This is a genomic window from Parabacteroides sp. (assembly GCF_977054455.1).
In genome coordinates, this window is record NZ_CDRTCT010000011.1 from 103,247 (window position 1) to 128,978 (window position 25,732).

General features: G+C 46.3%; 17 protein-coding genes and 1 tRNA gene. 5 read left to right on the top strand and 13 right to left on the bottom strand.

From position 1 onward, the window contains the following. Window positions 1-106: 106 nt before the first annotated feature. On the bottom strand, window positions 107-295 hold the full coding sequence (locus ACW6QF_RS07300) for a hypothetical protein (protein ID WP_456087318.1): 189 nt from the start codon (window positions 293-295) through the stop codon (window positions 107-109). 53 nt (window positions 296-348) lie between these two features. On the opposite strand from ACW6QF_RS07300, the gene ACW6QF_RS07305 reads away from it, so the two are divergent. Genes ACW6QF_RS07305 through ACW6QF_RS07325 form a run of 5 tightly spaced genes read left to right on the top strand, consistent with a single transcriptional unit; the run spans window position 349 to window position 4,213 of the window. Then, window positions 349-648 (top strand): STAS domain-containing protein, encoded by a 300-nt coding sequence (locus tag ACW6QF_RS07305; protein WP_456087319.1) that lies wholly within the window; start codon window positions 349-351, stop codon window positions 646-648. 21 nt (window positions 649-669) lie between these two features. Then, window positions 670-1,080 (top strand): ATP-binding protein, encoded by a 411-nt coding sequence (locus tag ACW6QF_RS07310; protein WP_298547184.1) that lies wholly within the window; start codon window positions 670-672, stop codon window positions 1,078-1,080. A 1-nt stretch (window position 1,081) separates the two neighbouring features. Next, window positions 1,082-2,203, top strand: coding sequence for a sensor histidine kinase (locus tag ACW6QF_RS07315; RefSeq protein ID WP_298547181.1), 1,122 nt, complete (start codon window positions 1,082-1,084; stop codon window positions 2,201-2,203). Beyond that, window positions 2,196-3,029 (top strand): sensor histidine kinase, encoded by an 834-nt coding sequence (locus ACW6QF_RS07320; RefSeq protein ID WP_456087320.1) that lies wholly within the window; start codon window positions 2,196-2,198, stop codon window positions 3,027-3,029. The genes ACW6QF_RS07315 and ACW6QF_RS07320 overlap by 8 nt, the downstream gene beginning before the upstream one ends. Before the next feature lie 20 nt (window positions 3,030-3,049). Then, window positions 3,050-4,213 (top strand): PP2C family protein-serine/threonine phosphatase, encoded by a 1,164-nt coding sequence (locus tag ACW6QF_RS07325; RefSeq protein WP_298547176.1) that lies wholly within the window; start codon window positions 3,050-3,052, stop codon window positions 4,211-4,213. Between the two features lie 102 nt (window positions 4,214-4,315). Here the strand turns inward: ACW6QF_RS07325 and ACW6QF_RS07330 are convergent, their stop codons facing one another. The 12 genes from ACW6QF_RS07330 to ACW6QF_RS07385 all read right to left on the bottom strand — a co-directional run bounded on the left by ACW6QF_RS07330 (window position 4,316) and on the right by ACW6QF_RS07385 (window position 25,139). After that, window positions 4,316-5,146: a hypothetical protein gene (locus ACW6QF_RS07330; protein WP_456087321.1), complete on the bottom strand. Its 831-nt coding sequence runs from the start codon at window positions 5,144-5,146 to the stop codon at window positions 4,316-4,318. Between the two features lie 33 nt (window positions 5,147-5,179). Further along, window positions 5,180-8,092 carry an ATP-binding cassette domain-containing protein gene (locus tag ACW6QF_RS07335; protein WP_456087322.1) on the bottom strand — a complete coding sequence of 971 codons (2,913 nt, stop codon included), beginning with the start codon at window positions 8,090-8,092 and terminating at the stop codon, window positions 5,180-5,182. Between the two features lie 317 nt (window positions 8,093-8,409). Further along, window positions 8,410-8,482: transfer RNA gene (locus tag ACW6QF_RS07340), tRNA-Thr, on the bottom strand. Between the two features lie 39 nt (window positions 8,483-8,521). Then, window positions 8,522-8,983, bottom strand: coding sequence for a hypothetical protein (locus tag ACW6QF_RS07345; RefSeq protein WP_456087323.1), 462 nt, complete (start codon window positions 8,981-8,983; stop codon window positions 8,522-8,524). Window positions 8,984-9,051: 68 nt separating this feature from the next. Beyond that, window positions 9,052-10,083, bottom strand: coding sequence for a DUF6340 family protein (locus ACW6QF_RS07350; RefSeq protein WP_298547169.1), 1,032 nt, complete (start codon window positions 10,081-10,083; stop codon window positions 9,052-9,054). Window positions 10,084-10,173: 90 nt separating this feature from the next. Further along, on the bottom strand, window positions 10,174-11,025 hold the full coding sequence (locus tag ACW6QF_RS07355; protein ID WP_298547167.1) for a sugar phosphate isomerase/epimerase family protein: 852 nt from the start codon (window positions 11,023-11,025) through the stop codon (window positions 10,174-10,176). A gap of 97 nt (window positions 11,026-11,122) precedes the next feature. Continuing rightward, window positions 11,123-13,102 (bottom strand): tetratricopeptide repeat-containing sensor histidine kinase, encoded by a 1,980-nt coding sequence (locus tag ACW6QF_RS07360; RefSeq protein WP_456087324.1) that lies wholly within the window; start codon window positions 13,100-13,102, stop codon window positions 11,123-11,125. Beyond that, window positions 13,099-15,105 (bottom strand): sensor histidine kinase, encoded by a 2,007-nt coding sequence (locus tag ACW6QF_RS07365; RefSeq protein ID WP_456087325.1) that lies wholly within the window; start codon window positions 15,103-15,105, stop codon window positions 13,099-13,101. Before ACW6QF_RS07365 ends, ACW6QF_RS07360 begins: the two co-directional genes overlap by 4 nt. A gap of 19 nt (window positions 15,106-15,124) precedes the next feature. Further along, window positions 15,125-17,752: a valine--tRNA ligase gene (locus tag ACW6QF_RS07370; RefSeq protein ID WP_456087326.1), complete on the bottom strand. Its 2,628-nt coding sequence runs from the start codon at window positions 17,750-17,752 to the stop codon at window positions 15,125-15,127. Window positions 17,753-18,154: 402 nt separating this feature from the next. Next, window positions 18,155-20,224 carry a six-hairpin glycosidase gene (locus ACW6QF_RS07375; RefSeq protein ID WP_456087327.1) on the bottom strand — a complete coding sequence of 690 codons (2,070 nt, stop codon included), beginning with the start codon at window positions 20,222-20,224 and terminating at the stop codon, window positions 18,155-18,157. A 10-nt stretch (window positions 20,225-20,234) separates the two neighbouring features. After that, window positions 20,235-21,716, bottom strand: coding sequence for a RagB/SusD family nutrient uptake outer membrane protein (locus ACW6QF_RS07380; protein WP_456087328.1), 1,482 nt, complete (start codon window positions 21,714-21,716; stop codon window positions 20,235-20,237). A 15-nt stretch (window positions 21,717-21,731) separates the two neighbouring features. Further along, entirely contained in the window at window positions 21,732-25,139 is a 3,408-nt protein-coding gene (locus ACW6QF_RS07385; protein ID WP_456087329.1) for a TonB-dependent receptor, read from the bottom strand. Between the last annotated feature and the right edge of the window lie 593 nt (window positions 25,140-25,732).

Genomic DNA, 25,732 nt, shown 5'->3' on the forward strand with positions numbered 1-25,732 from the left:
TCTTCTTTATGTTCAATCCGATACTTATAGATAAGAAGTGCAATCAAGCCAATCGTACTACCTATAGCCAAACTTCCAAATAAAACTACTGCTGGTTCCATATTCTTTACTTTTTATGTTTTAAATCATAAATAACAAATCCAGTGGCTACAAACATAACAGTAGACCAAACTCCTACAAACAATACAAATCCTTTACTTTCCGCCATATCCAACAGCGTACTTAGCACTACACCCGCAAAGATAAATGAAATATTCGTACCGATAACACAAATCGTTACAAATAACTTGCTCACGTAAAGGATAATCTATACTTTTGCTCGAACGTAAATCAGAATAGGAACAAATCATGAAGATAACAATAGAAAACGGAAAAGAGACTGTCATCAGCCTTTCCGGACAATTAGATACGTTAACTTCCGTCGATCTTGAAAAAGAGATCGCTCCCATCCTGCAGGGGGAAGCGCAAACGGTAGTGCTCGACGGTGCGGAACTGACCTACATCAGCAGTGCCGGACTCCGCCTGCTCCTTACGCTGCAAAAAGGGATGAAGAGCAAAGGAGGAGCCTTCCGGTTGAAGAACATCCGGAATGAGATCATGGAAATCCTGAACATCACCGGGTTCTCCCATATCCTCACGATCGAATAACAAGCGTCCTTATTCCGGCAGATGGCAAATACGCTACATATCAAGAACGAACTGGAACAGTTAACCCGCCTCTACGAGTTTCTGGACCGGCAAGCCGGCATTTACGGACTGGAAGAACTACAGTCGATGCAGATCAAACTGGCACTTGAAGAAGCCGTGACCAATGTCATCCTGTACGCCTATCCGGACAAGAAAGACCAGGACATCCGTATCGACATGAGCTGCGAGAACAAACGGCTGACAATCGTCATAACCGACACCGGCATCGCTTTCAACCCGCTTGAAAGGCAGGAGCCGGATCTGACGCTTTCGCTGGAAGAGCGCCCTATCGGCGGACTTGGGATCTATCTGGTCAAACAACTGATGACGGGAGTCACCTACAGTCATTCAGACGGAAAAAATATACTCACCATGACAAAAGACATTCATTGATATGGCAGACTTCGACATCAAGGATATTGCAGCGCTCAAAATAAAGCGTCAGGTTATAGAGAAGATCATATTAGCCGACTGGATCCTGATCATCCTGTCGATGTATTACGACTGGGGAGGATGGATCGCCTCCTTGATCGTCGCCCAATGCGTCCTCTATATTTACAAAGGGAGGTTACACAAACAGCTGAAACAAAAAGAATACCTGGCAAAGGTTGTGGAGGAGCGGACAATCGAACTCCGCATCCAGCGCGACCAGGTGCTGACCGAATCCAAGAAACTCTCGGAAGCCCTCGACGCCCTGGCCAAAGCGCAGGACGAACTGGTCCGCAAGGAGAAGCTGGCGACAGTCGGACAATTGACGCAGGGGCTGGTCGACCGCATCCTGAACCCGATCAACTACATCAACAACTTCGCCGGCCTTTCCGTCAACCTGATCAATGACCTGAAGGAGAACATCACCGATGAACAGGCGATCATGTCAAAAGAGAACTACGCCGACAGCATCGAGATCCTCGATATGATCAACAGCAACCTGCAGAAGATAAACGAACACGGCTGCAACACCGTCCGGATCGTCAAAGCAATGGAAGAACTGTTGAAAGACCGTCACGGCGACGTCACTCCGACGGACATCGGCAACCTCTGCAAGGTGAACGTGGACGTGATCCGCAAGCAGTTCAAAGAAGATATCGAGAACAAGCAAATACAGATCGAACTCGACTGCCCGGAAGAGCCCGCAACCGCAGAGATCAACATCGAGCAGATGAACAAAGTGATGCTCAGCCTGCTCAAGAACAGCGTCTACGCATTGCTGAAGAAACTGCAGAAAGAGGACTTCACGCCGGTCATCAACATACACGTGGAAAAGAGGCTGAACGGGACGATCTTCCTCAGCATCCGCGACAACGGCATCGGCATCGAGGACAACATCAAAGCCAAGATATTCGAACCGTTCTTCACCACGAAGCCCACTGCCGAGGCAGCGGGTGTCGGCTTGTACCTCTGCCGCGAGGTGATCCTGAACCACCAAGGCTCCATCATCGTGAAGAGCGAGAAGGACCACTTTACCGAGTTTATGATTACGATTCCTATTTATCAAAAAAGCAACAACAATGAATGAAGACAGTATGAAAGAGTTAGAACGTCTGAGAAAACAGATCGGCCAGCAGGAAAAGATGGCTTCACTCGGACTGTTGAGCGCCGGTATCGCACATGAGATACAGAACCCGCTCAACTTCGTAATCAACTTCAGCAAACTATCATGCAAGTTGCTGCAAGATATGGAAGACGTACTGGACGAACTGGAAAGCAAGCTCCCAGCCGATGCGGACGAGGAGATCCGGGAAATTATGGAAGACCTGAAAGGCAACATGAGCAAGATAGAAGAAAACGGGAACCGCGCGTCGAGCATCGTCCGGGGCATCCTGCTCTATTCCCGCGGCAAGGACGACGAATACATACCGACCGACCTCTGCCGGCTGACAAAAGAATATGTATGGCTTTCCTACCATGCCGTCCGCGCCAATAACAAAAGCTTCAATGTTACGATACAGGAAGAATACGACGAGACGCTCCCGCAGGTCAAAGTGATCCCGCAGGACTTCAGCCGTGCCGTCCTCAACCTGATGAATAATGCCTGCTATGCCGTCTTCAGCAAGTCCAAAGGCATTACCGAAAGTCCTTACCAACCGACGATCAAAGTCTGCTTGAAAAAGGACGGCGACCGGGTACGGCTGATTATCGAAGACAATGGCTCAGGGATCACGAAGGAGGTCAAAGAAAAACTTTATACGCCGTTCTTCACTACCAAGCCGGTCGGTGAAGGGACCGGTCTCGGCCTCTCTATCACCAAATCGATTATCGAACAAAAACATAACGGAACGATCGAGATGGAATCCGAACCGAACGAGTTCACCCGGTTCACCATCACCATTCCGATTCAATAAATAAGAGAAACAACGCTACTATGGCTATAAAAATATTAAGTGTAGACGACGAACTGGACCTGGAAATACTGTTGACCCAATATTTCCGGCGCAAGATAAAGAAAGGCGAATACGAATTCCATTTCGCCCACAACGGGCTGGAAGCGCTCCAGATGATGCTTGCCATGCCGGACTTCGATGTGATCCTGAGCGACATCAACATGCCGGAGATGGACGGTCTCACGCTGCTCACGAAGATCAACGAGATGCGTAACCCGGCACTGAAATGCATCATGGTATCGGCCTACGGCGATATGGAGAATATCCGCAGCGCCATGAACCAGGGGGCTTTCGACTTCACGACCAAGCCGATCAACCTCGAAGATCTCGAACGTACCATCGAAAAGGCGGCCGAGCAGATCGCCTTCATCAAGCAGGCGCAAAAGGAACACACGCAGTTGGAATCCATCCAGAACGACCTGCACGTCGCCCAGGAAATCCAGCAGACGATCCTGCCCAAGACATTCCCTCCGTTTCCGGAGCTGAAATCGTTCGACCTGTACGCCTATATGAGTGCAGCCAAATATGTAGGAGGAGATTTTTATGATTTCTTCCGCATCGACCAGGACCGCCTGGGCTTCGTCATTGCCGACGTGTCGGGCAAGGGGGTTCCCGCCGCCATCTTCATGGCGATCAGCCGGACTGTGATACGTGCCATCGCGCTGACCGAGAATTCGGCATCCATGTGCATGCAACGTTCCAATAACATTCTCTGCCAGGAAAGCGTAAACGATATGTTCGTAACCGTGTTCTATGGCATCCTGAATATCCATACGGGCGTCGTCACCTATTGCAATGCAGGCCACAACCCGCCTATCCTGATGAAAAAAGACGGTTCCGTTTCCAAAGTCCCGCCCACAGGCGATTTAATATTGGGAGCAATCAACGATGCCGGCTACCACGAAAAGGAATTGAAGCTGTCGCCGGGCGATAACCTTTTCCTCTATACCGACGGGGTAACAGAGGCGATGAACACGAAGCATGAACTGTACAGCGAACAACGGTTGCTCGAAAACTGCCGGACACTCGCCGGAAAGGACCCGAAAGAGGTGGTGGAAAAGATAACCGAAACGGTGGGCGAGTTTGTTGTCGGTGCAGTCCAATCAGACGATATTACGTTGCTTTCAATCTGCTATAAAGGGTGATAAAGGCGAGTTGTGCAATCGCAAGTTGATCATCCCCCTAAAATAAGTAGCCCGGCCTCCAATAGGAAGTCGGGCTACTTATTATATTAATGTATAGGAAACTTACTTCAACAAAGCATCGCGGATACCCATGATCTCGGCATTTGCAGCACGAGCGCCCTGGATAGAAGCAACTTTTTCTTTCAGCGGAGCAATCGTTTCGCCTAACTGTTTCAGGTCAGGATAGTAAGCAGCCAAATCGGCAACCACTTCTTCCAGCATGCTGACACGTTTTTCCATATTTGCAGAAAGTCCGGCAGAAGTAGCATCGCCCTCTACAACCAATGTAGGATTGGCAACCAGGCAAGCATATTCGGCAGAAGCAGCGCCTAACATTTCAACTTCGGCATCTATTTTGTTTTCGGCAGCCATCTTTTCGATGATCTTGTCTTCCTGTGCGTTCAGGAAAGCTTGCAATTGTTCTTTAGTCGCATCTTTCGGAGCCTGTTCTTTCAGGATATCCAAAACAAACGACACATTCAGGTCTGTGGCCAACTTGGCAATTACGCCTTCCACTTCGGCTGTCGGCTTACCGATCGCCTTCAGGACGTTATAATCAGCCATGTACATACCCAATGCACGGGCCTTCTGCGTCGGAGTGCTCAATTCGGCAGCCTTACTAACCGGCACCATATACTTGATATCACCCACATTTACTTTCACTTCACCAGTCGAAAGACGGTAAGGAATATCAGAATCCGGCATGTCCTTCAACAATTGAATTGTCTCTTGTTTCAACTCCTCGGTCAACAGGTCTTTCGGAGCCTTACCTGCTATAACAGCGGCTTCTTCAGTCTTTTCGGCTTCTTCGCTTGTTTTCTTGGCTCCGTTGCAGGAAGTCATTCCAAACACTAATGCTGCTACGGCGAGCATGCTTAATACACTCTTTTTCATATTGTATAATTTAATAATTTATTATTTCGGACCTCAAAATTCGTCCCGTTTCAGGAAACGTCCCGGAAACTCTGCGAATATAGCGATAATCGCTAATAATGCAAAGAAACCTATAACCAATAAATTAAATTTATAAGTAGAAATATGATATCCGGCCCAATTTTTCTCATGACTGTAGAAAGCGGCACGTCCGAGACGGTTGTCGGGCTCCACATAGACCTGCCCGACCGCCGGGTAGATACGATGGTTTGCTTCTTTATACAGATGGCGTCCTCCGGTCCCCATAACCAGGTCTTCGATCGCCGTATTATGATGGGCTTTCTTCATCTTCGCCAGTTGTTCGGCTCCCTCTTTCCGGCCGCGTTCCTGCTGGATCTGGTCGAGATAGGCTGTGAAGTTGTGCGCCCGTTCGTGCAGGGCGGCATCCACCTTGTCCAGATATGCCAGGTAACCCTCTCCTTCCGTGCGGGGAGCGATACGGGCGGCACGGCTCAATACGGCCAGCTCGTTCTCGACCGTTTGCCGCTTATCGGGATCGTCTTTTACCGCAATCTGCTCTGCCAGGCTGCGCACTTCCGGCGAATGAACGTTCTCGTAATATTGCGCCAGATACTTTTCTTTCTCGATCGGAAAATAAGGACGATTGTAAGCGTTATCGCGGAACTGTTCCACCATCAACGCCTCGAAAGCCCAGCGCGAAGGGATCAGTTCGCCGATCAGCGGCACGATGTTCTCGTCCGAAGCCCGCGTATTGAGGTCGTCAAACTTGATGACCAGGCCGCAAAGCAATATCTGGGGAATCAGCAGAAGCGGGATCGTGATATAGATCGCGACAACCGAGCTCATCGTCTGCGAAAGGATCAGCCCGGTCAGGTTCGCCAGGAACGACGTAGCCCATAGGATGCTCCACCACGTGCCGAACATCTCGCTCCCCACCCCGATAATGGCATTCCCCACCCCGATGAACAGAAGCGATTGCAATCCCGACACAGCCAACAGATACACCATCTTGGACGTCAGGTAACTGCTCCGGCTCAACCGGAGAAAATGTTCGCGCTTCAGGATCGTCCGATCCTTTATAATCTCCTCGGCACTGATGCTCAAGCCCATGAAGGTGACAACGATGACCGACATGAAGATATAAGAGACAAAATTCTTGTTCGCAAGCAACGTATATTCATCCCCGTCCATATAGCGGGTCAGAAGGGCGACGATCAGCGCAAGCAAAGGGGCTTCCAGTAGCGTGATAGCCAAATATTGCTTGTTCGTCAGTTTCGTGCGTATATTTCTTTCCAGGAAGATCAGGAATTGTTTGAACCAGGAAGGTTTCTTCTGCAAGTTCTCCGGCAACACCACCTCCTCGGCCGGCGAAAAAGCGGGACGGGAAGCAAGGTACTCGGCATGCCATTCCTCCGGTGTGAACTTCCGGATATTCGTCTGGTTACCGGAGTCGTCGATCTTCTTGGAGTCGATGATATTCAAAATCAATTCGGGATTCACATTACCACAGACGCTGCACACGCTGATATCCGGATCGGTATATTTGGCCGCCTGCTTGAAATAGGTGATCGCCTCTATCGGGTTCCCGTCATAGATCGGATAGCCTCCCCGGTCAAGCAGCCACAGACGGTCGAACAACTTATAGATCTCGGACGAAGGCTGGTGTATGTTCACCACCACCAATTTCCCCCGATGAGTCTGTTCCTTCAGGAGCATGATTACCTTTTCGGAATCGGACGACGACAATCCCGACGTCGGTTCGTCGAGATACAGGATAGCCGGTTCGCGTATCAGTTCGAGAGCTATATTCAGTCGCTTCCGCTGGCCTCCGCTGATCGTCTTACGGATAGGGGAACCGACTTCGAGGTCTTTTATCTCTTCCAAGTCCAATTCCTTCAATACCTTTTCCACGCGCCGCCCGATCTCCTCGTCCGTCAGACACGCGAAACAGAGCCGTGCCGTGTACAAAAGGTTCTGGTAAACGGTCAACTCCTCGATCAGCAAATCATCCTGCGGGACAAAACCGATCAACTGGCGTGCCTCCGGAGAGTCGAGCAGATGACCGTTCACGGTGATCATCCCCTTGTCGGGACGGATATTGCCGTTCATGATTCCCAACAAAGTCGACTTCCCGACCCCGCTACCGCCCATAATGGCGACAAGCTGTCCGGATTCGAGGTTGAAAGAGAAGTTGTGCAGCCCGTTATGGCTGTTCTTAAACGTAAACTCAATATCACGTCCGGCCAGACGAATGACCTCCTTGTGTTCGTTCTTATTAAAAACGGCCAGCAGGTTGCTGTAGTAGACCGGCAGGAACAAAGGCCCTTTCAGCACACTGCTATGCTGCCAGGCATAAAACATATCCGCCGAAAGCGGAATATCGTTCATAAAGACCTGTCCGCTCCCGTGATAGGTGAAAATATGCTTGTCGAAGCGGCGGATGTAAAGCACACGGATGAACCCCTCCATCCCTTTCCGCGTGATATGGTTGGCCTCCGCCGCCTCCTCTCCGCTGATCGTCAGCAAAGACGAAGAAGGTTTTCCTGTGATAAAGGCAAGCGCATCGTCAAATTCTTCCTGGGGAATCGAAAAGATATCGGCCACCAGGCGGAACAGATCCAGATGTTGATCCGCCTCCCCGCTGTTCGTATAGGCAAACTCCACGAAACGAATCAGCAAAAGCAACTGTTCTTCGGCCCTCAACTTTACTTTCATCTGTTCGCAGATATTCCTGACAATCTGCTCTTTGTCGAGCACAAAGAGCGAATCGTCATACATATCGCGCAACGCATTGTAAAGTTCAATATATTCTTTATGGGAACGTACCCCGAAGTGGCTGGAGAGATAGGAATGAACGGCACGACTTGCCTGCTCCCTTTCAATCCGCACGGAGGAAGCGAAAATAGCAAATAGATTTAATAAACCGTTTAATATGGTCTCATTCATTTATTTTGTCAGTGTAAGATGAATTGCTTGCAAAGATAGTAAAGATTCGAAGGAATATTTCATTGTTTTGCATCTAAACTATTACTTTCTTGCGTCCGAAAGGTTAGGTCAACCAACATGTTTCATTAAAAAAGATGCTTTCCCGTCATAAAAAGAATCGTTATTCGTTTGGAAAAAGATAGGGACTCTTTCCGGAAAAAGTATGCACCTTTTCACCGATAGGTCGATAGTTTACATGAAGCATGTAAACCCGCGAGAAATACGGAAAAAGCCATAAAAAAAGCAGTTACCTAAAAAGATAACTGCCTAATTTTGTGAGCCGAAAGCCGGACTTGAACCGGCGACCTACGCATTACGAATGCGTTGCTCTACCAGCTGAGCTATTTCGGCAACATTTACTTCCTGAATGCGGGCGCAAATATAATATGTTTATTTGACATCTGAAAGAAGTTTTGCTAAAAAATCATCCAAATCTGCATCCAAATCTTTTAAAAGAGGATCATCCAAACGAAGATTTTCATCATCCAAGAACAGAAGTTCCTCAATAACAGAGAAATCCTCATCTGTCAGGCTTACCGAGAACGGTTTCAGGAAACAAGGGTTATCAAAAACTTTTTTCGTCACCAGAACGGCAAGCACGGCTTTCAAAGTTGCAGCAACCTGCTGGGTGAACTGATCGTCATCACATGTCGTATTCACCCAATCGAAAATGATAGTCTTTTCAACCAGCGCATCCGCTTCATCATAAATAAGCAGCTCTCCGCTTTCGGCATCGACCTGCACGTATAAATCGCTGTAACAGTTGCCAGCCTCGTTCGCTGCAAGTTTATTGATGGCCGAATTGAAAGTCGTTTCTATGACAGCCTGAACCTTTGCATTATTTGCACTCATATCTTATTATTTATTCTTTATTCGAAACGTCTGCCAAAAGTAATAATAATTCAGAGAATATAAGATTATTATTCTCCAAATTGCTTATTTAGTTTTTGATCAGAACGGATACGCTTGCCAAGAGCCTCTACATACAACTGTTGCATTTTCGTGTAGTTGTAATCTACTCCCTTTTTACTATTAAAAATCTCGTAAGATTTGGCGGCCCAGTTGTAGGCTTCCTTCAACTGAGTTTTCATTTCATGATACAAAGCCAAGTTGGATGCCGCCTTTGCCCGCTCTTTCCAGCGCGAAGAATTTTCATACACATGCTTCCAGCGCGAGGCCGCTTCTTCCCATTTGTCGGACAAGGCGTAGGCGGTCGCCTCTTTCCATCGCGCCCCCTCGCCTTTGTAGAACCAGCGGCTTTCATTATCCCAATGAGGAACAAAGTTCGGAGTAACCTTCGTACCGATATACTGCCCGGCAGCCCGTAAAGCCTCCTCCGGTGACGGCAGATAAAGTTTCAATTGCTCCATATTGTCCGCACTTTCAGACCAGAAAACGCTATCCTGCACGTAGACGGTAGCCAACGGATTGTCGCGTCCGGGAAGATAACCGCGGACGACTCCCGTAATCTCGACATCGACTCCTCCTACGACAAAGCCTTCGGCAAAAGCGACAACATTCTTTTCCATCCTGAACAGCAGGCGGTCGAGCGAAATAACAGCGTCCGTCCCTGTCTCCCGGCACAATTCTTTCACCGCTTCGGGCGTCAACTTTTCATCCACCAAATATTTTGTATCCTGACGGGTGCCATCATGATAGAGAAGGACATCATTGAAGAAAGAAACATCCACTATCGATTTGCCCAAGGAACGGCAGGCATCATACAAAGCGCTATCCGCACGGGCGCGGGCCGTGTCCTGCACGGTTCCATATAAATTATAGGTATAGCCGACATCATCGGGCTGGGGAACGGCGTTATTCACAATCAAAACCTTGTCGACATTCTTCGGGAAAGTAATCTCGGCGGGGTTATAAGTCTCTATTCCGATATATTCAATGGTGCTGCACGCCGAAAACAGGCAGGCCATCAACAGATACAACGTTGTTCTCATCTTTACATTTATGATTTATAATTTATGAATTATGCTTCACAACTTGTGCTTCATAAATCATAAATCACAAATCATAAATCATAATTCTTATCATGCCATATCACTAACGGCCTTGAAATAGCCGATAGACTCTGCGATACCGAGGAAAGGATCTTTCATGTCCTTTTCGAACTCAAGACTGCACATTCCTGTATAGTTCACTTCGCGCATCATACGAACCAATGCAGGGAAGTCGATCTTTCCGCGCCCGATCTCAATGCCGCGTCCGGCTTTGGAAGAATCCGTCACATCCTTAATGTGCATATCGAACACACGGGTATGATATTTCTTCAAGTCGGCAACAGGATCGCAACCGTTACGCAGGTCGTGGCCGACATCCAGACACATGCCGATACGCGGGTCCAGGTCTTTCGTATGCTCCCAAACATCCGTCGCATCCGGATAAGTCTTGATATCAGGTCCGTGCAAATGGATCGCATAATTGAAGTCGTACTCTTTCACTTTCTTGTCCACATAGGGCAAAAGTTCGTAATTGGGCACGCCGACAATCGTTTTCACGCCTACCCGTTTTGCATATTCAAAACCACGATCGATTTCAGCCTCGCTCTTCATATAGATAGGACCGACTGCATATCCGGTCACGCCATAAGAAGCGCATTTGTCATGGAAAGCCTTGATTTGTTCGTCATTGCTATCCAACGGCAGGTGGAAATCCTTGATACAAAGATAATGAATATCCAGACGCTGCAAAGTTTTTAACGTAGTTTCCAAGTCAAAGTTCACAAATGTGTACCCGGCCACTCCCAAATGGAAAGGATTTACGGCCTTGGCAGCCTTAGGCTTCACGGGATCGGGCAAACCGGCCTTAGCCACGCTTGCCGTGCCCAGCAGAATAGCACCTGCCAGCCCTTTTTTGAAAAAGGATCTTCTTGATTTCTCCATGATATTAAATTAAAATGATGTGTTTGTATTATTATGACGGCAAATATAGTCTTTTTTTGGTGTGCACGATAACATTCAAAAAAGAAAATAGAAAGACTTAGCTGATTTTATTTATTTCTTCACGCGGCAACTTTACATAAAAGACAGAGCCTTCGCCTACTTTCGACGTCACGCTAATGGAACCGCCCATCTTTTCAAGCAAGCCCTTACAAATAGCCAAGCCAAGGCCGACTCCTTTGCTCCAATCGTCAAGCTGCACAAAGCGGCTGAATATTTGCTCCAACCGGTCTTCCGGAATTCCTTTTCCCGTATCTTGCACAAAAAAGCGTACTTCCGACTCAGTCACTTCATAACCGAAACGGATAAAACCGGCTTCCGTATGTTTAATCGCATTGGTCAATAAGTTCGTCAACACCTGCGTCAGACGGTTACGGTCTGTGTACAACAAGCAAGGAGGACAATCGGCCAATTGCAATTCGACTCCTTCTTGCATCCTTAGCAGGATGACTTTATAAATTTCATCCATCAATTGAGGCAGGTCATATTCGGCATAATGCAACGACATCGTATTCGATTCGATCTTCGAGATATCCAGCACATCCGAAATGAGCCGTTGCAACAAATCATTATTATTTTGGATAATACCGGCAAACTGCCTCCGGGCCTCCTGATCCTCTTCGTCGATCAGCACCTGAGAGAAACCGACAATCGCATTCAGAGGAGTACGGATTTCATGATTCATATTGGCAAGAAATGCCGACTTCAACCGATCCGACTCTTCCGCCTTTTCCTTCGCCCTTTTCAGTTGGAGACTATGACGCCGATGCTGATATACAAGGAAAACCAACAGGCAACATACCAGAACAAGCGCCACCACGCCGACCCAAAGATAAAGCAACTGGGTGCGATCCCGCAACGCCTCGTTCTCCATCTTCTTGTTTTCCAATTCGAGTTTATCCAAATTATGCTGCGTCCGCAATTCCGCCAGTTCCTTATAATAATTGGCAGAAGAGAGGGAATCTTTCAAAAAAGCATACTGCCTATAGGCCTGGGCAGCGTCCTTATACCGTTTTCCCGCCATCAGAACCAACGCTTTATTCCCCAAAAGATCGAGATAGGAAGACATTCTTCCTCCATGCTTGTAAATCTCCAACAACTCATCGAATAATTCTATTGCTTTCCCATAGTTGCCCGTACTTCTATAATAATGGGCATAGATTGTTTTTATTTCCGCCTCCCGATTACCGATATTATATTTCTTCAGAATAGCTTCAGCCTGTTTTAAATGCTTCAGGACCAACGCATATTGTTGCGTAGTTATATATGCCATCGCAAACCCGCGATGCATCGCATATTTAAGCGTACTAACCGAGTTTTCTTCACTCAGCTTCTCAATCCCCTCTTCATCGCACCGGTCCAGATATTTTTTCAGCAAGTTCAAGTATTCCAGTCTTTTTTCCGGGCTGGAAGCTTTATTCTGCAATTGGCGTATGATATTGATACGTTTAATCAAAGGAGCATTTCTTTTTTCCATCCCTGCCAGGATTTCTTCATACAAGGCCAACCCTTCCTCCTTCATTTTATTAGACATATAATAATCGGCCAAAGCCTGGTTGGCCATATCCGTTCCATCCGGATAATCCAGCAGGAGAGCCAGCTTTTTCAACGAATTTATACTATCCAAAGCTCTTCCGTTCTCTTTATTCCTTGTTAAGGCATAAACATACCAGGCTTTCATCCGAAACAGTTCTTCCAGCCTGTTTTGTTCCGTCAACAAAGGAATGGCACGTTGCATATAATAAGCAAAACTATCCAGTTCTTCCGTATAATAATGCTTTACAAGCAAGAACAAAGCCGTTCCCTCAAATTGAGCATTTTGCCGCTTCCGGGCTTCCACAAGCAAACGATTGAAATACTGCACACGGTCTTTACACTCCACTCTCCCGATAACGGTGTCGTACAGTTGCTGCAAGAACATAGTATCAGCCTTCTGTTGCAAATCAGCGGAAAAAGCCGGATCAATACAACAGAATCCTCCTGATAATAAGAAAAACCCCCATAATAAAAGTCGTTTCATCTACTGCTTATTTTCATACCGCCATCTTTCTTATGGATAGGAAACGTCACATAAAAAACCGAACCCTCTCCCAATTTCGACGTCACGGCAATCTTACCCCCCATATTTGAAATCAGCCCTTTGCAGATAGCAAGTCCGAGTCCCACGCCTTTGCTCCAGTCGCTCAACTGGACAAAACGGCTGAAAATACTTTCCAGTTTATCTTCCGGTATTCCCTCGCCTGTATCTTCGACAAAAAACTTAATTTCGTTTTCCAATACGTCATACCCAAATCGGATAAAACCTTTTTCAGTATGCTTTATTGCATTGTTCAGCAAGTTAGTAATTATTTGCGTAAGACGCATACGATCGGTATAAAAATTTATCGAAAAACATTCTTTTAATTCCAAAAGGACTCCGGCCGGCATCCGTAACAAGGTTGCGCGATATATTTCGTCCATCATTTCCGGCAGATAGATATTGAAGAAAGAAAAAGTCATCGAGTTGGATTCAATCTTCGACAAATCCAAAACATCATTGATCAGGCGCTGCAACAATTCATTATTGTTCTGGATTATTTTCTGGTACTCCTGGCGGACATCCGCATCCTCTTCATCCACCAGTACCTGCGAAAAGCCGACTATGGCGTTCAGCGGTGTACGGATTTCGTGGTTCATATTGGCAAGGAATGCCGATTTCATCCGGTCGGCTTCTTCCGCCTTCTCTTTGGCGATCTCCAACTGCATGCTATACTTATGGCGCGAATAAGAAATGACAGCAAGCGTACCGCAGGCCAACAGGAGGAGAATTAAGCCGCCTCCCATCAATAACAGCTGGGCATGCGTTTCGGATGCTTCCAACGCCATCTGCTTATTTTTCAGTTCCAGCTTATCCACATCGTGCTGGGTACGCCAATTTGCCAACTCATCGTAATACTTGGCGGTCGTGACCGAATCTTTCAATTCGATCAACTCCTGATAGGTTTCGGCCGCTTTCATCCCCATCCCCATCCGGGATAATGTTTTGGCTTTTTGTTCCAATATATCAATAGTATTTATCGCCTTTTTCGTCTCTTTGAGATTTTTCAGCAATTTCTCTATGATGGCGAGAGCGCCCTCATTATTGCCGATCATTTGGTAATAATACAGCCGGATATTATCTATGGTAAGCTCTTCCCTGGACATTTTATTTTTTTTCACCAATGCTTCCGCCTTTTCCAGATACTCTTTCGCTTCTTTCGCCTTTTTACCCGCACATGCATCCGAAGCCAACGTCCGGTAATAAACATACCAGCAGTAGTCGATCGAGATTTCCGCATCCAACATCGTTATGTCCTTTTCCGTACATTCCGCCAGACAAGCCTTCATCCTCTCCAATGCCCGTTTGTGGGCCTCGTCGGGAATCGAATTGTTCAACAGCGACCTCAGAATATTAAAACGTTTGATGATCGGCGCATTCCGTTTCTCCATACGGTCCAGGACTTCTTCATATAATTCGGCCCCTTCCTTTTTCAGTCCATGACTCAGATAATAATTAGCCAATGCCTGATTCGCCATTTCTTCCCCTTCCGGATACCCCACTTGGCGAGCCAGTTCCACCAATTCGCAGGCTGCCGGCAGAACTGCATCCTGCGCACCTTCCGAAGATAACATATAAATATCCCAAGCTTTCATCCGGAACAGTTCTTCATATCGCTTTTCTTTCAGGAACAAAGGCTCTGCCTTGGCCAGATAATAGCGCATGCTGTCCGGTTTATTGCCATAATAATAGCGGACAAGATGGAAAAGGGCATTGGGCAGATATTTTTCATTCTGCAATTCCGTCACTTCCTTATACAGCCACTTGGGGTACATTCCCTTGCCCTCGTCATAACGGACACTTGCCAATTCGTTCAGCTTGGCGAGCCTTTCCTCCACCGGGAGGGCCTTCAAAACAGAACGCAAACTATCCGTTCCGTTGTTTGCCTTCACCGGGACAGTAGCTTGCGTCAATAGTAATAAGGTTAACCAGAAGAGATGCTTCATCTGATCATATTTTTGAAGCCTACTTCTTCAAAGCTGCTATACTTTCTTCGATAGACTTGATTTTACTTTCAGCATCGGCCTGTTTCTTGCGTTCCATTTCAATCACTTTGGCCGGAGCTTTACTTACAAAACTTTCGTTACTTAGTTTTTTCATGACAGAAGTCAGGAAGCCTTGCTGGTATTTCAGTTCGTCCTGAAGCTTAGCCAGCTCCTCTTCCACGTTGATCATATTACCCAATGGGACAGCATATTCCGTCGTACGCACCAGGAAGGAAACAGAACCGGCGGCTTTTTCTTCCGTACGGATAATGGACGACAGGTTACACATCTTGGCGATTACCGCGTTGAAGTGATCGTTGTGTTCACCCAATACCTGCAATTCCAATGCTTCCTTATTCGGTATATTTTTCTGGAGACGTATCGTACGCACTCCACCCACAATTTCTTTTGCAATCTCGAAGTCTTCCAGATAAGCGTCATCAACAGGAGCAACCTCCGGTATCAGTGCGACCATCAGGCTCTCGCCTTCCTTACGCGGTTCCAACGCCTGCCACAATTCCTCTGTAATAAAGGGCATAAACGGATGAAGCAGGCGGAGCAAGGCATCGAAGAAACCGAGTGTCGACAAGTAGGTCGACTTATCAACAGGTTGCCCGTAACCCGGCTTGACCATCTCCAAGTACCAGGAAGAGAACTCATCCCAGAAGAGTTTGTAAACAGCCATCATCGCTTCGCTCAGGCGGTATTTGCCGAACAGGTCGTCCATTTCGGCGATTGTCTTGTCCAGCTGCATCTTAAACCATTTGACGGCTGTGGCTGCCGCTTCGGGCTGTGCGATATGTTCATCGACCGTCCATCCTTTGATCAGACGGAAGGCATTCCATATCTTATTGTTGAAGTTACGTCCCTGTTCGCACAACGCATCGTCGAAAGGAATGTCGTTTCCGGCAGGCGCCGCCATCATCAATCCCATACGCACACCGTCGGCGCCATATTGCTCGATCAGTTGCAGCGGGTCGGGAGAGTTTCCTAACGACTTTGACATCTTTCGGCCCAGTTTGTCACGCACGATACCGGTGAAATAGACATTCTTGAACGGCATCTTGCCCCGATATTCGTAACCCGCCATAATCATACGGGCTACCCAGAAGAAGATGATATCCGGACCGGTCACCAGGTCGCTCGTCGGATAGTAGTAGTCGATCTCCTCATTGTCCGGATCGTTGATGCCATTGAACAGGGAGATCGGCCATAACCAGGAAGAGAACCAGGTATCCAGCACATCCTCGTCCTGACGCAGATCGGCCATCGTCAGAGAGGCGTTGCCGGTCTTTTCCTTTGCCATTTCCAATGCTTTTTCTGCCGTTTCGGCCACTACATAACCGCCTTCGGGCAGGAAATAAGCCGGGATACGGTGTCCCCACCACAACTGACGGCTGATGCACCAGTCCTTGATGTTTTCCATCCAATGGCGATAGGTATTCTTGAACTTCGGAGGATAGAACTTGATGTCGTCCTTCATCACCGGCTCCAAAGCGATCTGCGCGAGGTGTTCCATCTTCAGGAACCATTGCATGGACAGCTTCGGTTCGATAGGCACATTGGTGCGTTCGGAGAAACCGACCTTATTTTCGTAAGCTTCCACCTTTTCCATCAGGCCGGCTGCTTCCAGGTCTTTTTCGATCTGCTTACGGACGTCGAAACGGTCCATGCCGACATACAAGCCGCCGGCTTCGCTGATCGTACCGTTATCATTGAATATATCGATAGAAGGCAGATTATATTTTTCGCCCAGCATATAGTCGTTCACATCGTGTGCCGGAGTCACTTTCAGGCAACCGGTACCGAACTCGATATCCACATAATCGTCTTCGATCACAGGGATCACGCGGTTTACCAGCGGCACAATCACTTTCTTCCCCTTCAACCAAGTGTTCTTCGGGTCGTTTGGATTGATACACATGGCCGTATCTCCCATGATCGTTTCGGGACGGGTTGTCGCGACAACGGCATAACGGCCTTCCGGATCACCTTCCACCTTGTAGCGGAGGTAATACAGTTTGCTGTGCTCTTCCTTATATATGACTTCCTCGTCGGACAGGGCGGTCAACGCTTTCGGGTCCCAGTTCACCATACGGACACCACGGTAGATCAGTCCTTTTTCATAAAGATCGACAAAAACCTTGATCACGCTTTCGGAACGCAGTTCATCCATCGTGAAAGCCGTACGGTCCCAGTCGCAGGACGCCCCCAACTTACGCAACTGTTTAAGGATGATGCCCCCGTGTTCTTCCTTCCATTCCCAAGCATGTTTCAGGAAGTCTTCACGTGTCAGGTCGGTCTTCTTAATCCCCTGCTGTGCAAGGCGATTCACGACTTTCGCTTCGGTAGCGATGGAAGCGTGGTCCGTTCCCGGCACCCAGCAAGCGTTTTTCCCCTGCATACGGGCGCGGCGGATCAGAATATCCTGAATGGTATTGTTAAGCATGTGTCCCATGTGAAGCACGCCGGTGACGTTTGGGGGCGGAATGACGATCGTGTACGGCTCACGGCCGTCGGGTTTCGACTTGAAAAAGCCGTTATCCAACCAATACTGATACCACTTACCCTCTACTTCTGCGGGATTGTACTTACTTGCAATTTCCATATTGTTTCGTTATAATTATATCTATGTTCGGCACAGACAAAAGAAGTCCGCCATATTTAAAATGCAAAAGTACAAAAATAATATAGATAAGCATATAAGAGCTAAATTTTATCAAGGTAACTGCACCAAAATTCGAAAATCATGTCTCGTCCTGAAATAGGTTGACTGCGTATTAAAAAATCAGGTTATAGGTTGTCTACAAATGTAAAAAAGACAGACAACAACTAACCGAGAAGGTAAAAAAACCTAAAGCATAGGATTAAAGGGGAAAATACATAGGGTTAGAGGAAACAAACAGATACAAAAGTCCTTCATCTGTAAGCTAATGATAATTATCAAAGCATATTTACAAATGAAGGACTATTTGGGGTTCACATTGGTTGTGTAACCTACAAAATATTTCTACAATCCATTATTTACCAAAAGATAATACCCAAGCGCCCAATCCTGGTCATTGGCAAACGGGTCGTAGAACTCCGCTTTTATCTTATTGATTTTATTCGGGTACATATAAGCACAGGAGGCTTTGCCATCTTCAAAGAAGAGGCACAAGTTGTTCCGGACGATGTTTTCCGCCCGTTTCTGGTAAGAGTAGTCATCCGTACACAATGAATAATAGTAATAGGCGGCGGCAGTCAATGTACTCCAATAATGCGGGAACGTGTCACCCCATGTTTCACGCTTGCCAAACCAATAACCATCCCAATGACGAATACCCACTTCGTTCAGATGGAAACTGGGCTGTCTTCCACCGAAAGCTTCCAACAATGGCATCTGACGTTTCGCCTCGTCCAAATACTTCTGAATGCCGGTTTCCAGATACAATTGCGTCAGGACCATGATAGAGGGAGCCACGATACTCTGTTCGTAATTCACTTCATGTTTCGGATAGTAGTAGCCGTTCTTGACATACGTATCTCCAATCTTTATAAAGTCATTCCGAAGTTGTTTATATTCTTTCATCATGCCCGCCTCTCTCAGCGTCTTCAAACTGAGTTGAACCGGAATGTCAATCGCATAGAAACCATATCCGAAATGACGGAACATGGCTTGCAACGTTCCGTAACCATCGATCAAGAACTGCTTGTCACCCGTCACTTTATACATTTGGAAATAGAAAATCGCCACCCACGGATAATTATAAGCCCGGTTCCGCCCCTTGTGGTCGACGGTAGACCAAGTCGTATAATCTTTGTCTTGAAGCACCTCCTTAACAAATTTGGCGTATTTCATCAAAGAGACTTTTATCTTGGGATCATACGTCAATTGATATTGCTTTGCCAGCAAGACTCCCATACCCAAGCGTTCGGCTCCCTCATCCCGGTCATGGTAGCTCACACTCGGACGGTCATTCAAAAAGATCTCATCCGATTCATTGTCATACACCAAATAAGCACCGTTACGCAGGTCTTTCGCATCATTCAACTGCTGATGGTCTATGATAAAATTGACACGCTTGTCAATCAAATTCTTTTCTTTGCCGACAGTCAAACAATAAGCATGTGTCTGCTTACCTCCATCATAAAAGAAATCAAAACGCACCTCACCCAACTGCAACATCGGGGATTCAACGACCCATTTTCCTTGCGACTGACGGACCTCTACCGGGACACCGTTCATCTGTGCCGACACCTTTTCAAGCGGTTTCACGCTATGCAGTTCCACACAAGCCGTCTCGCCTTTCTCGAAGACATACTTGTTACACTCCACAATGACATTTCCCTTCTCCAGCACCTTGTCGCGGAAATCGTTCTCGCCCGAATGGGAAAACAACGTCCATTCCAACACGCTGCTCTCATCCGGCTTCAACACCCGGTCGGAAAGATTCAACGAAATCAATCCTCTGAAATTGGAAAAACCTTTACGACCGCCACGTTCGGATATTTCATACCCGCACAGACTGCCCTCCTTCAAAACCAAGCCCACGTGAGGTGCTTTTCCTCCCATATTCATCGCATTGACATAAGCGGCATTTTCGCCTGCCCAAATATGAGCATGTGTTCTTCCCTCCACACAGGTTTTCGAATCCGGATAGTTATCATTGAATGGCGTATAAATTCCTATGTCCGACAAGGCGACATCCTTCTCTCCCTTATTCGTGAAAATATATTTCTCACACAAATCATTTCCGGACAAAGAGCGTTTCACTTCAATCCGCACCGAACCGACTTCATAGGTACTATTTCCGTTGGGATCCTTCTGCACAGGCTGTTCCCATCTTCGTAACGTCTCTACATTCTCCACAATTTCCGTGAAATACCCCAATCCCCAACCGTGACGCTCCACAATCCAATCATATTGGCTTCCATCCGTAGCCAACACCCAATTCATATCACGTCCATCGCCACTAACGCCTATTTTAGTAATGGCACCGGTCTTCGGGTTTGTCTTAAACTCGATTTGCTGGGCAAAAAGGGGGAAGCCCAAACAGCTTCCCCACAACAATGAAAGAATGAAAATCAAATTTTTCATATACGATTCCTTAATATCCGTCATTCTGAACAACAACACCCTTTCCCTGATCGATTACATCCTGCGGAATAGGCATAACCACCATGTGGTCGGCCGCCGATTCGGAATGTTTGTAAATCTTGGCATATTCAATATATTTCCCGTGGCGAATCAAATCCGTACGTCTCAATCCTTCAAACCAGAACTCCTGTCCACGGTTCAACAAGACTTTATCCAAGAAATCCTGTACTCCGTTAATCTCGGACATTTCATAAAGATGAATGCCGGCACGATGACGAATCGTATTCAATAAATCGACCGCCTCTTGCGTGACAGCATTATTTTTCCGGACAATGATTTCAGACAATGAAGTCAACACATCTGCATATCGATAGATAATCCAATCGACTTGGCTTTCTTCTCCTACCGCTGCCGGATCTTCTCCATACTTAACCGGCAGAGCACCTTTCTCCAATACACTTCCCGGATTTTCTTCGTTATACAAAACCCCGTCTGTCCCGACAAATTCGCCGACCAAGACTTTCAGACGTTTGTCTTCCTTGTCGAAAGTATGATAGAAATCCCAAGGAACGCGATAACCACCCCACTTTTGAATATTCGGGTTTTTCGTCGGATAGACAGAAGACAACACATGCGCCTGCCACATGGCCATATTACCGGAACGATTACATTGACAAGCCCAGATTATTTCCGAGTTCTTTTCATTTTCCAACGTGAAAATGTCTTCATATTCCGATACCAATTCATATCCATATTCCGGCTTCATCAACTCACGTGCACATTTCTCGGCCTTTTCCCATTCCTTTTCGTGCATATATAGTTTCATCAAAACCGTATAGGCCAATCCGCCTGTAAAACGGCCATAATTGGGGTCACTTGCCGCATAATTGGCAGGCAGCACCTTGACTGCTTCCAAAAGTTCGGTCTCAATGAAACGAACCATCTCTTCTTGGCTCAAACGGGGAACCACTTCGTCGACCAACGGATTTTGAAGTTGTTCCAACGTGGCGACCTGTATCGGCCCGAACCAGTCGTACAACAGATAACCCAACCAGCCTTTTCCACAACGCAATTCGGCTACCAGCCGTTCTTTCACATCGTCAGGCATCGGGATATCCTTGATTCGTTCGATTGTCAATGTCATTTTACTGATATCCCGCATATAGCCATACGGACCACCTAAACGTGGAGAACTGGTCGTGAAATTGAAATTCAGCATATCCGGCCACCAGTCATCCAACCACTGACATTCCCCCAAATCGGTTGTCATATCGCCCATTACCTGAAGACCATCGGCTGTTACCGCAAAAAGCCCCGAATAATCAGCGGAACGGAATGGCACATAAGCGGCCGAAGTCACCAACGCTTCCGCATCTTTCTGGTTTTTAGGGAAAATACCCGGATTAATCGTATCGTACATTTCTGACTCCAAATGTGTACAAGAGCATAACAGAACGGATGACAATACTCCCAATACTATATTCTTTTTCATATCTATCTTCTCTATTTAAAATGAAATATCAACACCAATACTAAAACTTCTCACATTCGGATAAGCGTAAGTCGAATTATCCGTTTCCGGGTCCAAACCATCATACGGAGTAATCACGAACGGATTGTTAATATCCACATACACACGTAAATTAGAGAACAAACCTTTGCAAACCGTTTGAGGCAGCGTATATCCCAAGGTGATGTTACGGCAACGGATAAACCATGTCTTATCCACAAAATAATCACCGACCCCCCAAGAACTTTCATTCTGGAAAAAGCCCGGACGCTTGGAATCTTGATTATCATGTGTCCAAACATTTTTCACGGATACCGGCATATTGTAATTGACACCTAAACGCCCCACATTCATCTGACCGTCGCCCGTCAACCAAGTATCCATATAAGAACCGGCTGTCAATTTGTTAAACTGTCCATAGAAATAGACATTCAAATCAAAATCCTTCCACCTGAACGTATTGTTGAAACCTAACAGGAAGCCCGGGTCTTCGTTCCCGTAAAATACCTTATCGGCATCGTTCAACACACCGTCCGGCTTTCCGCTCTTCAACGGAATACCATGCTTGTCTACTTTCATCGAACCATCCTCGTTATACACATAACCGTTCAAGTCCTTCAGTTTCACCTGTCCGGGAACAGAGCCTTTCATGTGAGGGACATCTTCATTTTCCTGAATCAAGCCGTCTGCGACAAAACCGTACCATCCTCTCAACGGAGCATCATAAAAACTATAAGCTGCCGGTTTCCAGAAAGGACTTCTTTCTTTCCATTTATCACGATAACAAGAGAATGTGAAGTCTGTGCTCCAACTAAAATCGCGCGTTTCTATATTATGCGTGTTCAAAGTCAATTCAAAACCGGAACTCTGGGTCTTACCGATATTGGCTGCAATCGAACCCACTTCCTGATGGGCCAGCAAAGAACGTTTATCCAACAAATCGGAAACGACTTTATGGAAATACTCGCCTGTCACATTAATCCGGTTGGTCAAGAAACCCAAATCAAGTCCCAAGTTAAACTCGGAGGTTGTTTCCCAACTCAAATCCGGATTACCCAATTGTTTCAAATAGACGCCCTTATAAACCTGATCACCAAAGATATTGTCATTTCCTACCGCATAATAGCTGATGGCCTTATTGCCGATATTCGAGTTACCGGTTTGTCCGAAGCTGACACGCAATTTACCGTTCGACACGACATCTTTGATGTTTTGCATGAAAGATTCTTCCGAGAAGCGCCATCCTAAAGCGACAGACGGGAAATATCCCCAACGGTTATTCGCCGCAAAATTGGAAGCTCCGTCCACACGCAAAGTAGCCGTAACCAAATATTTATTATCGAAAGAGTAGTTCACACGCCCGAAGAAAGAGGCCATTTCATCTTTGGAGGCAGTAGAACCAACCGACGGTTTCGGGAAAGAACCGGCCCCCAAATTATTATACAGGAATCCATCGGTCAAGAACTCACTGTTTCCAGCGTAAAGATTTTCATAATTGAATGACTGGAAAGAATAGCCCACTACCCCGTTCAGGGAATGACGTCCCAATGTCTTTCTATAAGAAGCAGTCAAATCCAATACATAATCAACCTTATCGAACTCTCCAATGTCCGCCCGACCTCCTTCTTTGGCGCCATAAAGCGTTGTCGTGGGCAAATAGGTTTTTCTTTTTTGCATATTGTTGTCTACCCCGATGTTCACTTTCAACACCAAATCCTCGATCGGCTCCACTTCAAGAAAGGCAGTACCTAAAATACGTTTCTTGCGCGTCTTGTCCGTTATTTCCAACATGGAAATCGGATTCGGAACAAAAGCGGCTTCCGGATTTAAGGCATACTCTCCATTTGCATCCTTTACAGGAAGTAGCGGACTGAATTGAGAGGCGGACACCAGCAAACTTGCCCATTCTGCATGACCATCCCCTAACGGCACATTATCATAATTACTGGTTGATATCGTCAAATTCACTCCGGTTCTGACATATTTGCTGATCTTTTGTTCCCAATTGATACGCCCCGTGAAACGTTCCAACCCATTGTTTTCAACGACCCCGTTTTGTTTAAAATAGTTTCCCGAAACCAAGAATTTCGTATATTCCGAACCTCCCGAAACCGATACGTTGTGTTGTGTTTGGAAACCGGAACGGACAACACCGTCCATCCAATCGGTATCATTGACCGGATTGGCAATCTCTTCATCCGAATATTTGGGCACGAAAGGAGAAACCGTAGAGGGGTCAACACCACCATACACGCCGATTTTATTATCTTTCATCCATTTTTCCTGATAATAGCGATTCCGTGTCGTCATATAATCACGTGTGTCAAGCACTTCATACTCCTTTGCCATTTTCTGAGTTGACACCGAACCGGAATATTTCACCTGCGGTTTTCCCGATTTTCCTTTCTTCGTCGTCACGATAATCACACCATTACCGGCACGCGACCCATAGATAGCGGTCGAACTGGCATCCTTCAACACCTCAATAGACTCAATATCATTGGGGTTAATAGAAGCCAAGATATTATCTTTCGAACCTTCGTCATAGCGTCCGACATCCATACTCCCCGGATTGCTGATAGGGAAACCGTCCACAATAATCAACGGATCATTTCCTGCACTGGGTGAAGCAGCACCACGAATACGGAAATCCGTACCACCGCCCGGTTGTGCACTGACTGTCGTTGCCTGCAATCCGGCAGCCTTACCAGCCAATACGTGGCTAATGGTCGAAACCGTACCAATCGGTTCTTCATCCATTTTTACAGAAGAAACCGCACCGGTCAAATCGCTTTTTTTCACGCTACCATAACCGATGACCACCACTTCGTCCAACGATTGTGTATCTTCACGCAATACGACATCGATTGCATTTTCCCGACCGACCTTTATGGTTTGTTCGTTATAACCGATATAAGAGACCTGCAAAGTACAACCTTGCGCGATCGTCAAGGTATATTTTCCATCCATGTCTGTTACCGTTCCGTTGGTTGTTCCTTTTTCAATTACATTCGCACCAATGATCGGTTCGCCGTTTTCATCTTTTACGATACCGCTTATTGTCTTCTTATCCTGCCGGGCAACAGTTGTACCCGATTTTTCTTCCCTTTTCGTCAACATGATATAGCCATCATCGAAAACATACGTGATACCGGAGTTTCCAAAGATGCGATTCAGGCAATCGGCAACGGTGTCGCTTCCGGCTTCCAAAGAAATCGTTTTCTGGACATCCACTTCTCGTTTGTTGTACACAAACATATATCCCGTTTCTTTTTCGACTTGTTCGATAAAGGTTCCGATGGTCATACGGGAATTCGTGATATTTACTTTTGCCGTCTGTGCATCCATATCTGCCGCATAGGTGGCAAAGGCACAGGCGAACAATCCCAACGTTGATAATCTCATAATATTAAAAAATTTACCAAGACATTGTCTTTTACATAATAAATGTAGGGGTAAAGTATTTTTTTTCATACTTTTGTGAATTACATATTTAATACTTTCTTACAACTAAGAGTGTTAGATTTACAGCCGATTGGTGTTCCCGCACCAATCGGCTTTTTATCTATAAAAACTTCTTCTATTCAATCATAGGCATTATCTTTTCAATGTTACACATGTTTTTCCTGTATTTATAAGTTTAACCCTCCACATCAGAAACACCACTATGAGGATTCAGTAATTAAATATTATTTAACGATTCAGATTCCTATACGGAAGGTTATGCCAAGGGCAATCATGACTATGCGCCATGACACAAAAGCCTTATATTTCTTTCAGGGGTTTGTCTATTGCCAAGGCAACCACACCAAAATTCGGAAATCGTATGAAATATACCAAAGAAAAAAAGGACATTACTATATAAGTTTTCGGTTCTTCGTCATTTTCGGGGCAGCAAAATATGCTAACCGCCTTTATCTATGGACTATGCCAGCTTATTTGAGGGAATAAATATTCATTGTCATAAAATGGAGTTAAAAAAGATGTAGATGTGCATG

Bases quoted from the DNA above. Each gene is read 5' to 3' on its own strand.
- ACW6QF_RS07305 (WP_456087319.1), top strand. From the start codon at position 349: ATGAAGATAACAATAGAAAACGGAAAAGAGACTGTCATCAGCCTTTCC.
- ACW6QF_RS07310 (WP_298547184.1), top strand. From the start codon at position 670: ATGGCAAATACGCTACATATCAAGAACGAACTGGAACAGTTAACCCGC.
- ACW6QF_RS07315 (WP_298547181.1), top strand. From the start codon at position 1,082: ATGGCAGACTTCGACATCAAGGATATTGCAGCGCTCAAAATAAAGCGT.
- ACW6QF_RS07320 (WP_456087320.1), top strand. From the start codon at position 2,196: ATGAATGAAGACAGTATGAAAGAGTTAGAACGTCTGAGAAAACAGATC.
- ACW6QF_RS07325 (WP_298547176.1), top strand. From the start codon at position 3,050: ATGGCTATAAAAATATTAAGTGTAGACGACGAACTGGACCTGGAAATA.
- ACW6QF_RS07330 (WP_456087321.1), bottom strand. From the start codon at position 5,146: ATGAAAAAGAGTGTATTAAGCATGCTCGCCGTAGCAGCATTAGTGTTT.
- ACW6QF_RS07335 (WP_456087322.1), bottom strand. From the start codon at position 8,092: ATGAATGAGACCATATTAAACGGTTTATTAAATCTATTTGCTATTTTC.
- ACW6QF_RS07345 (WP_456087323.1), bottom strand. From the start codon at position 8,983: ATGAGTGCAAATAATGCAAAGGTTCAGGCTGTCATAGAAACGACTTTC.
- ACW6QF_RS07350 (WP_298547169.1), bottom strand. From the start codon at position 10,083: ATGAGAACAACGTTGTATCTGTTGATGGCCTGCCTGTTTTCGGCGTGC.
- ACW6QF_RS07355 (WP_298547167.1), bottom strand. From the start codon at position 11,025: ATGGAGAAATCAAGAAGATCCTTTTTCAAAAAAGGGCTGGCAGGTGCT.
- ACW6QF_RS07360 (WP_456087324.1), bottom strand. From the start codon at position 13,102: ATGAAACGACTTTTATTATGGGGGTTTTTCTTATTATCAGGAGGATTC.
- ACW6QF_RS07365 (WP_456087325.1), bottom strand. From the start codon at position 15,105: ATGAAGCATCTCTTCTGGTTAACCTTATTACTATTGACGCAAGCTACT.
- ACW6QF_RS07370 (WP_456087326.1), bottom strand. From the start codon at position 17,752: ATGGAAATTGCAAGTAAGTACAATCCCGCAGAAGTAGAGGGTAAGTGG.
- ACW6QF_RS07375 (WP_456087327.1), bottom strand. From the start codon at position 20,224: ATGAAAAATTTGATTTTCATTCTTTCATTGTTGTGGGGAAGCTGTTTG.
- ACW6QF_RS07380 (WP_456087328.1), bottom strand. From the start codon at position 21,716: ATGAAAAAGAATATAGTATTGGGAGTATTGTCATCCGTTCTGTTATGC.
- ACW6QF_RS07385 (WP_456087329.1), bottom strand. From the start codon at position 25,139: ATGAGATTATCAACGTTGGGATTGTTCGCCTGTGCCTTTGCCACCTAT.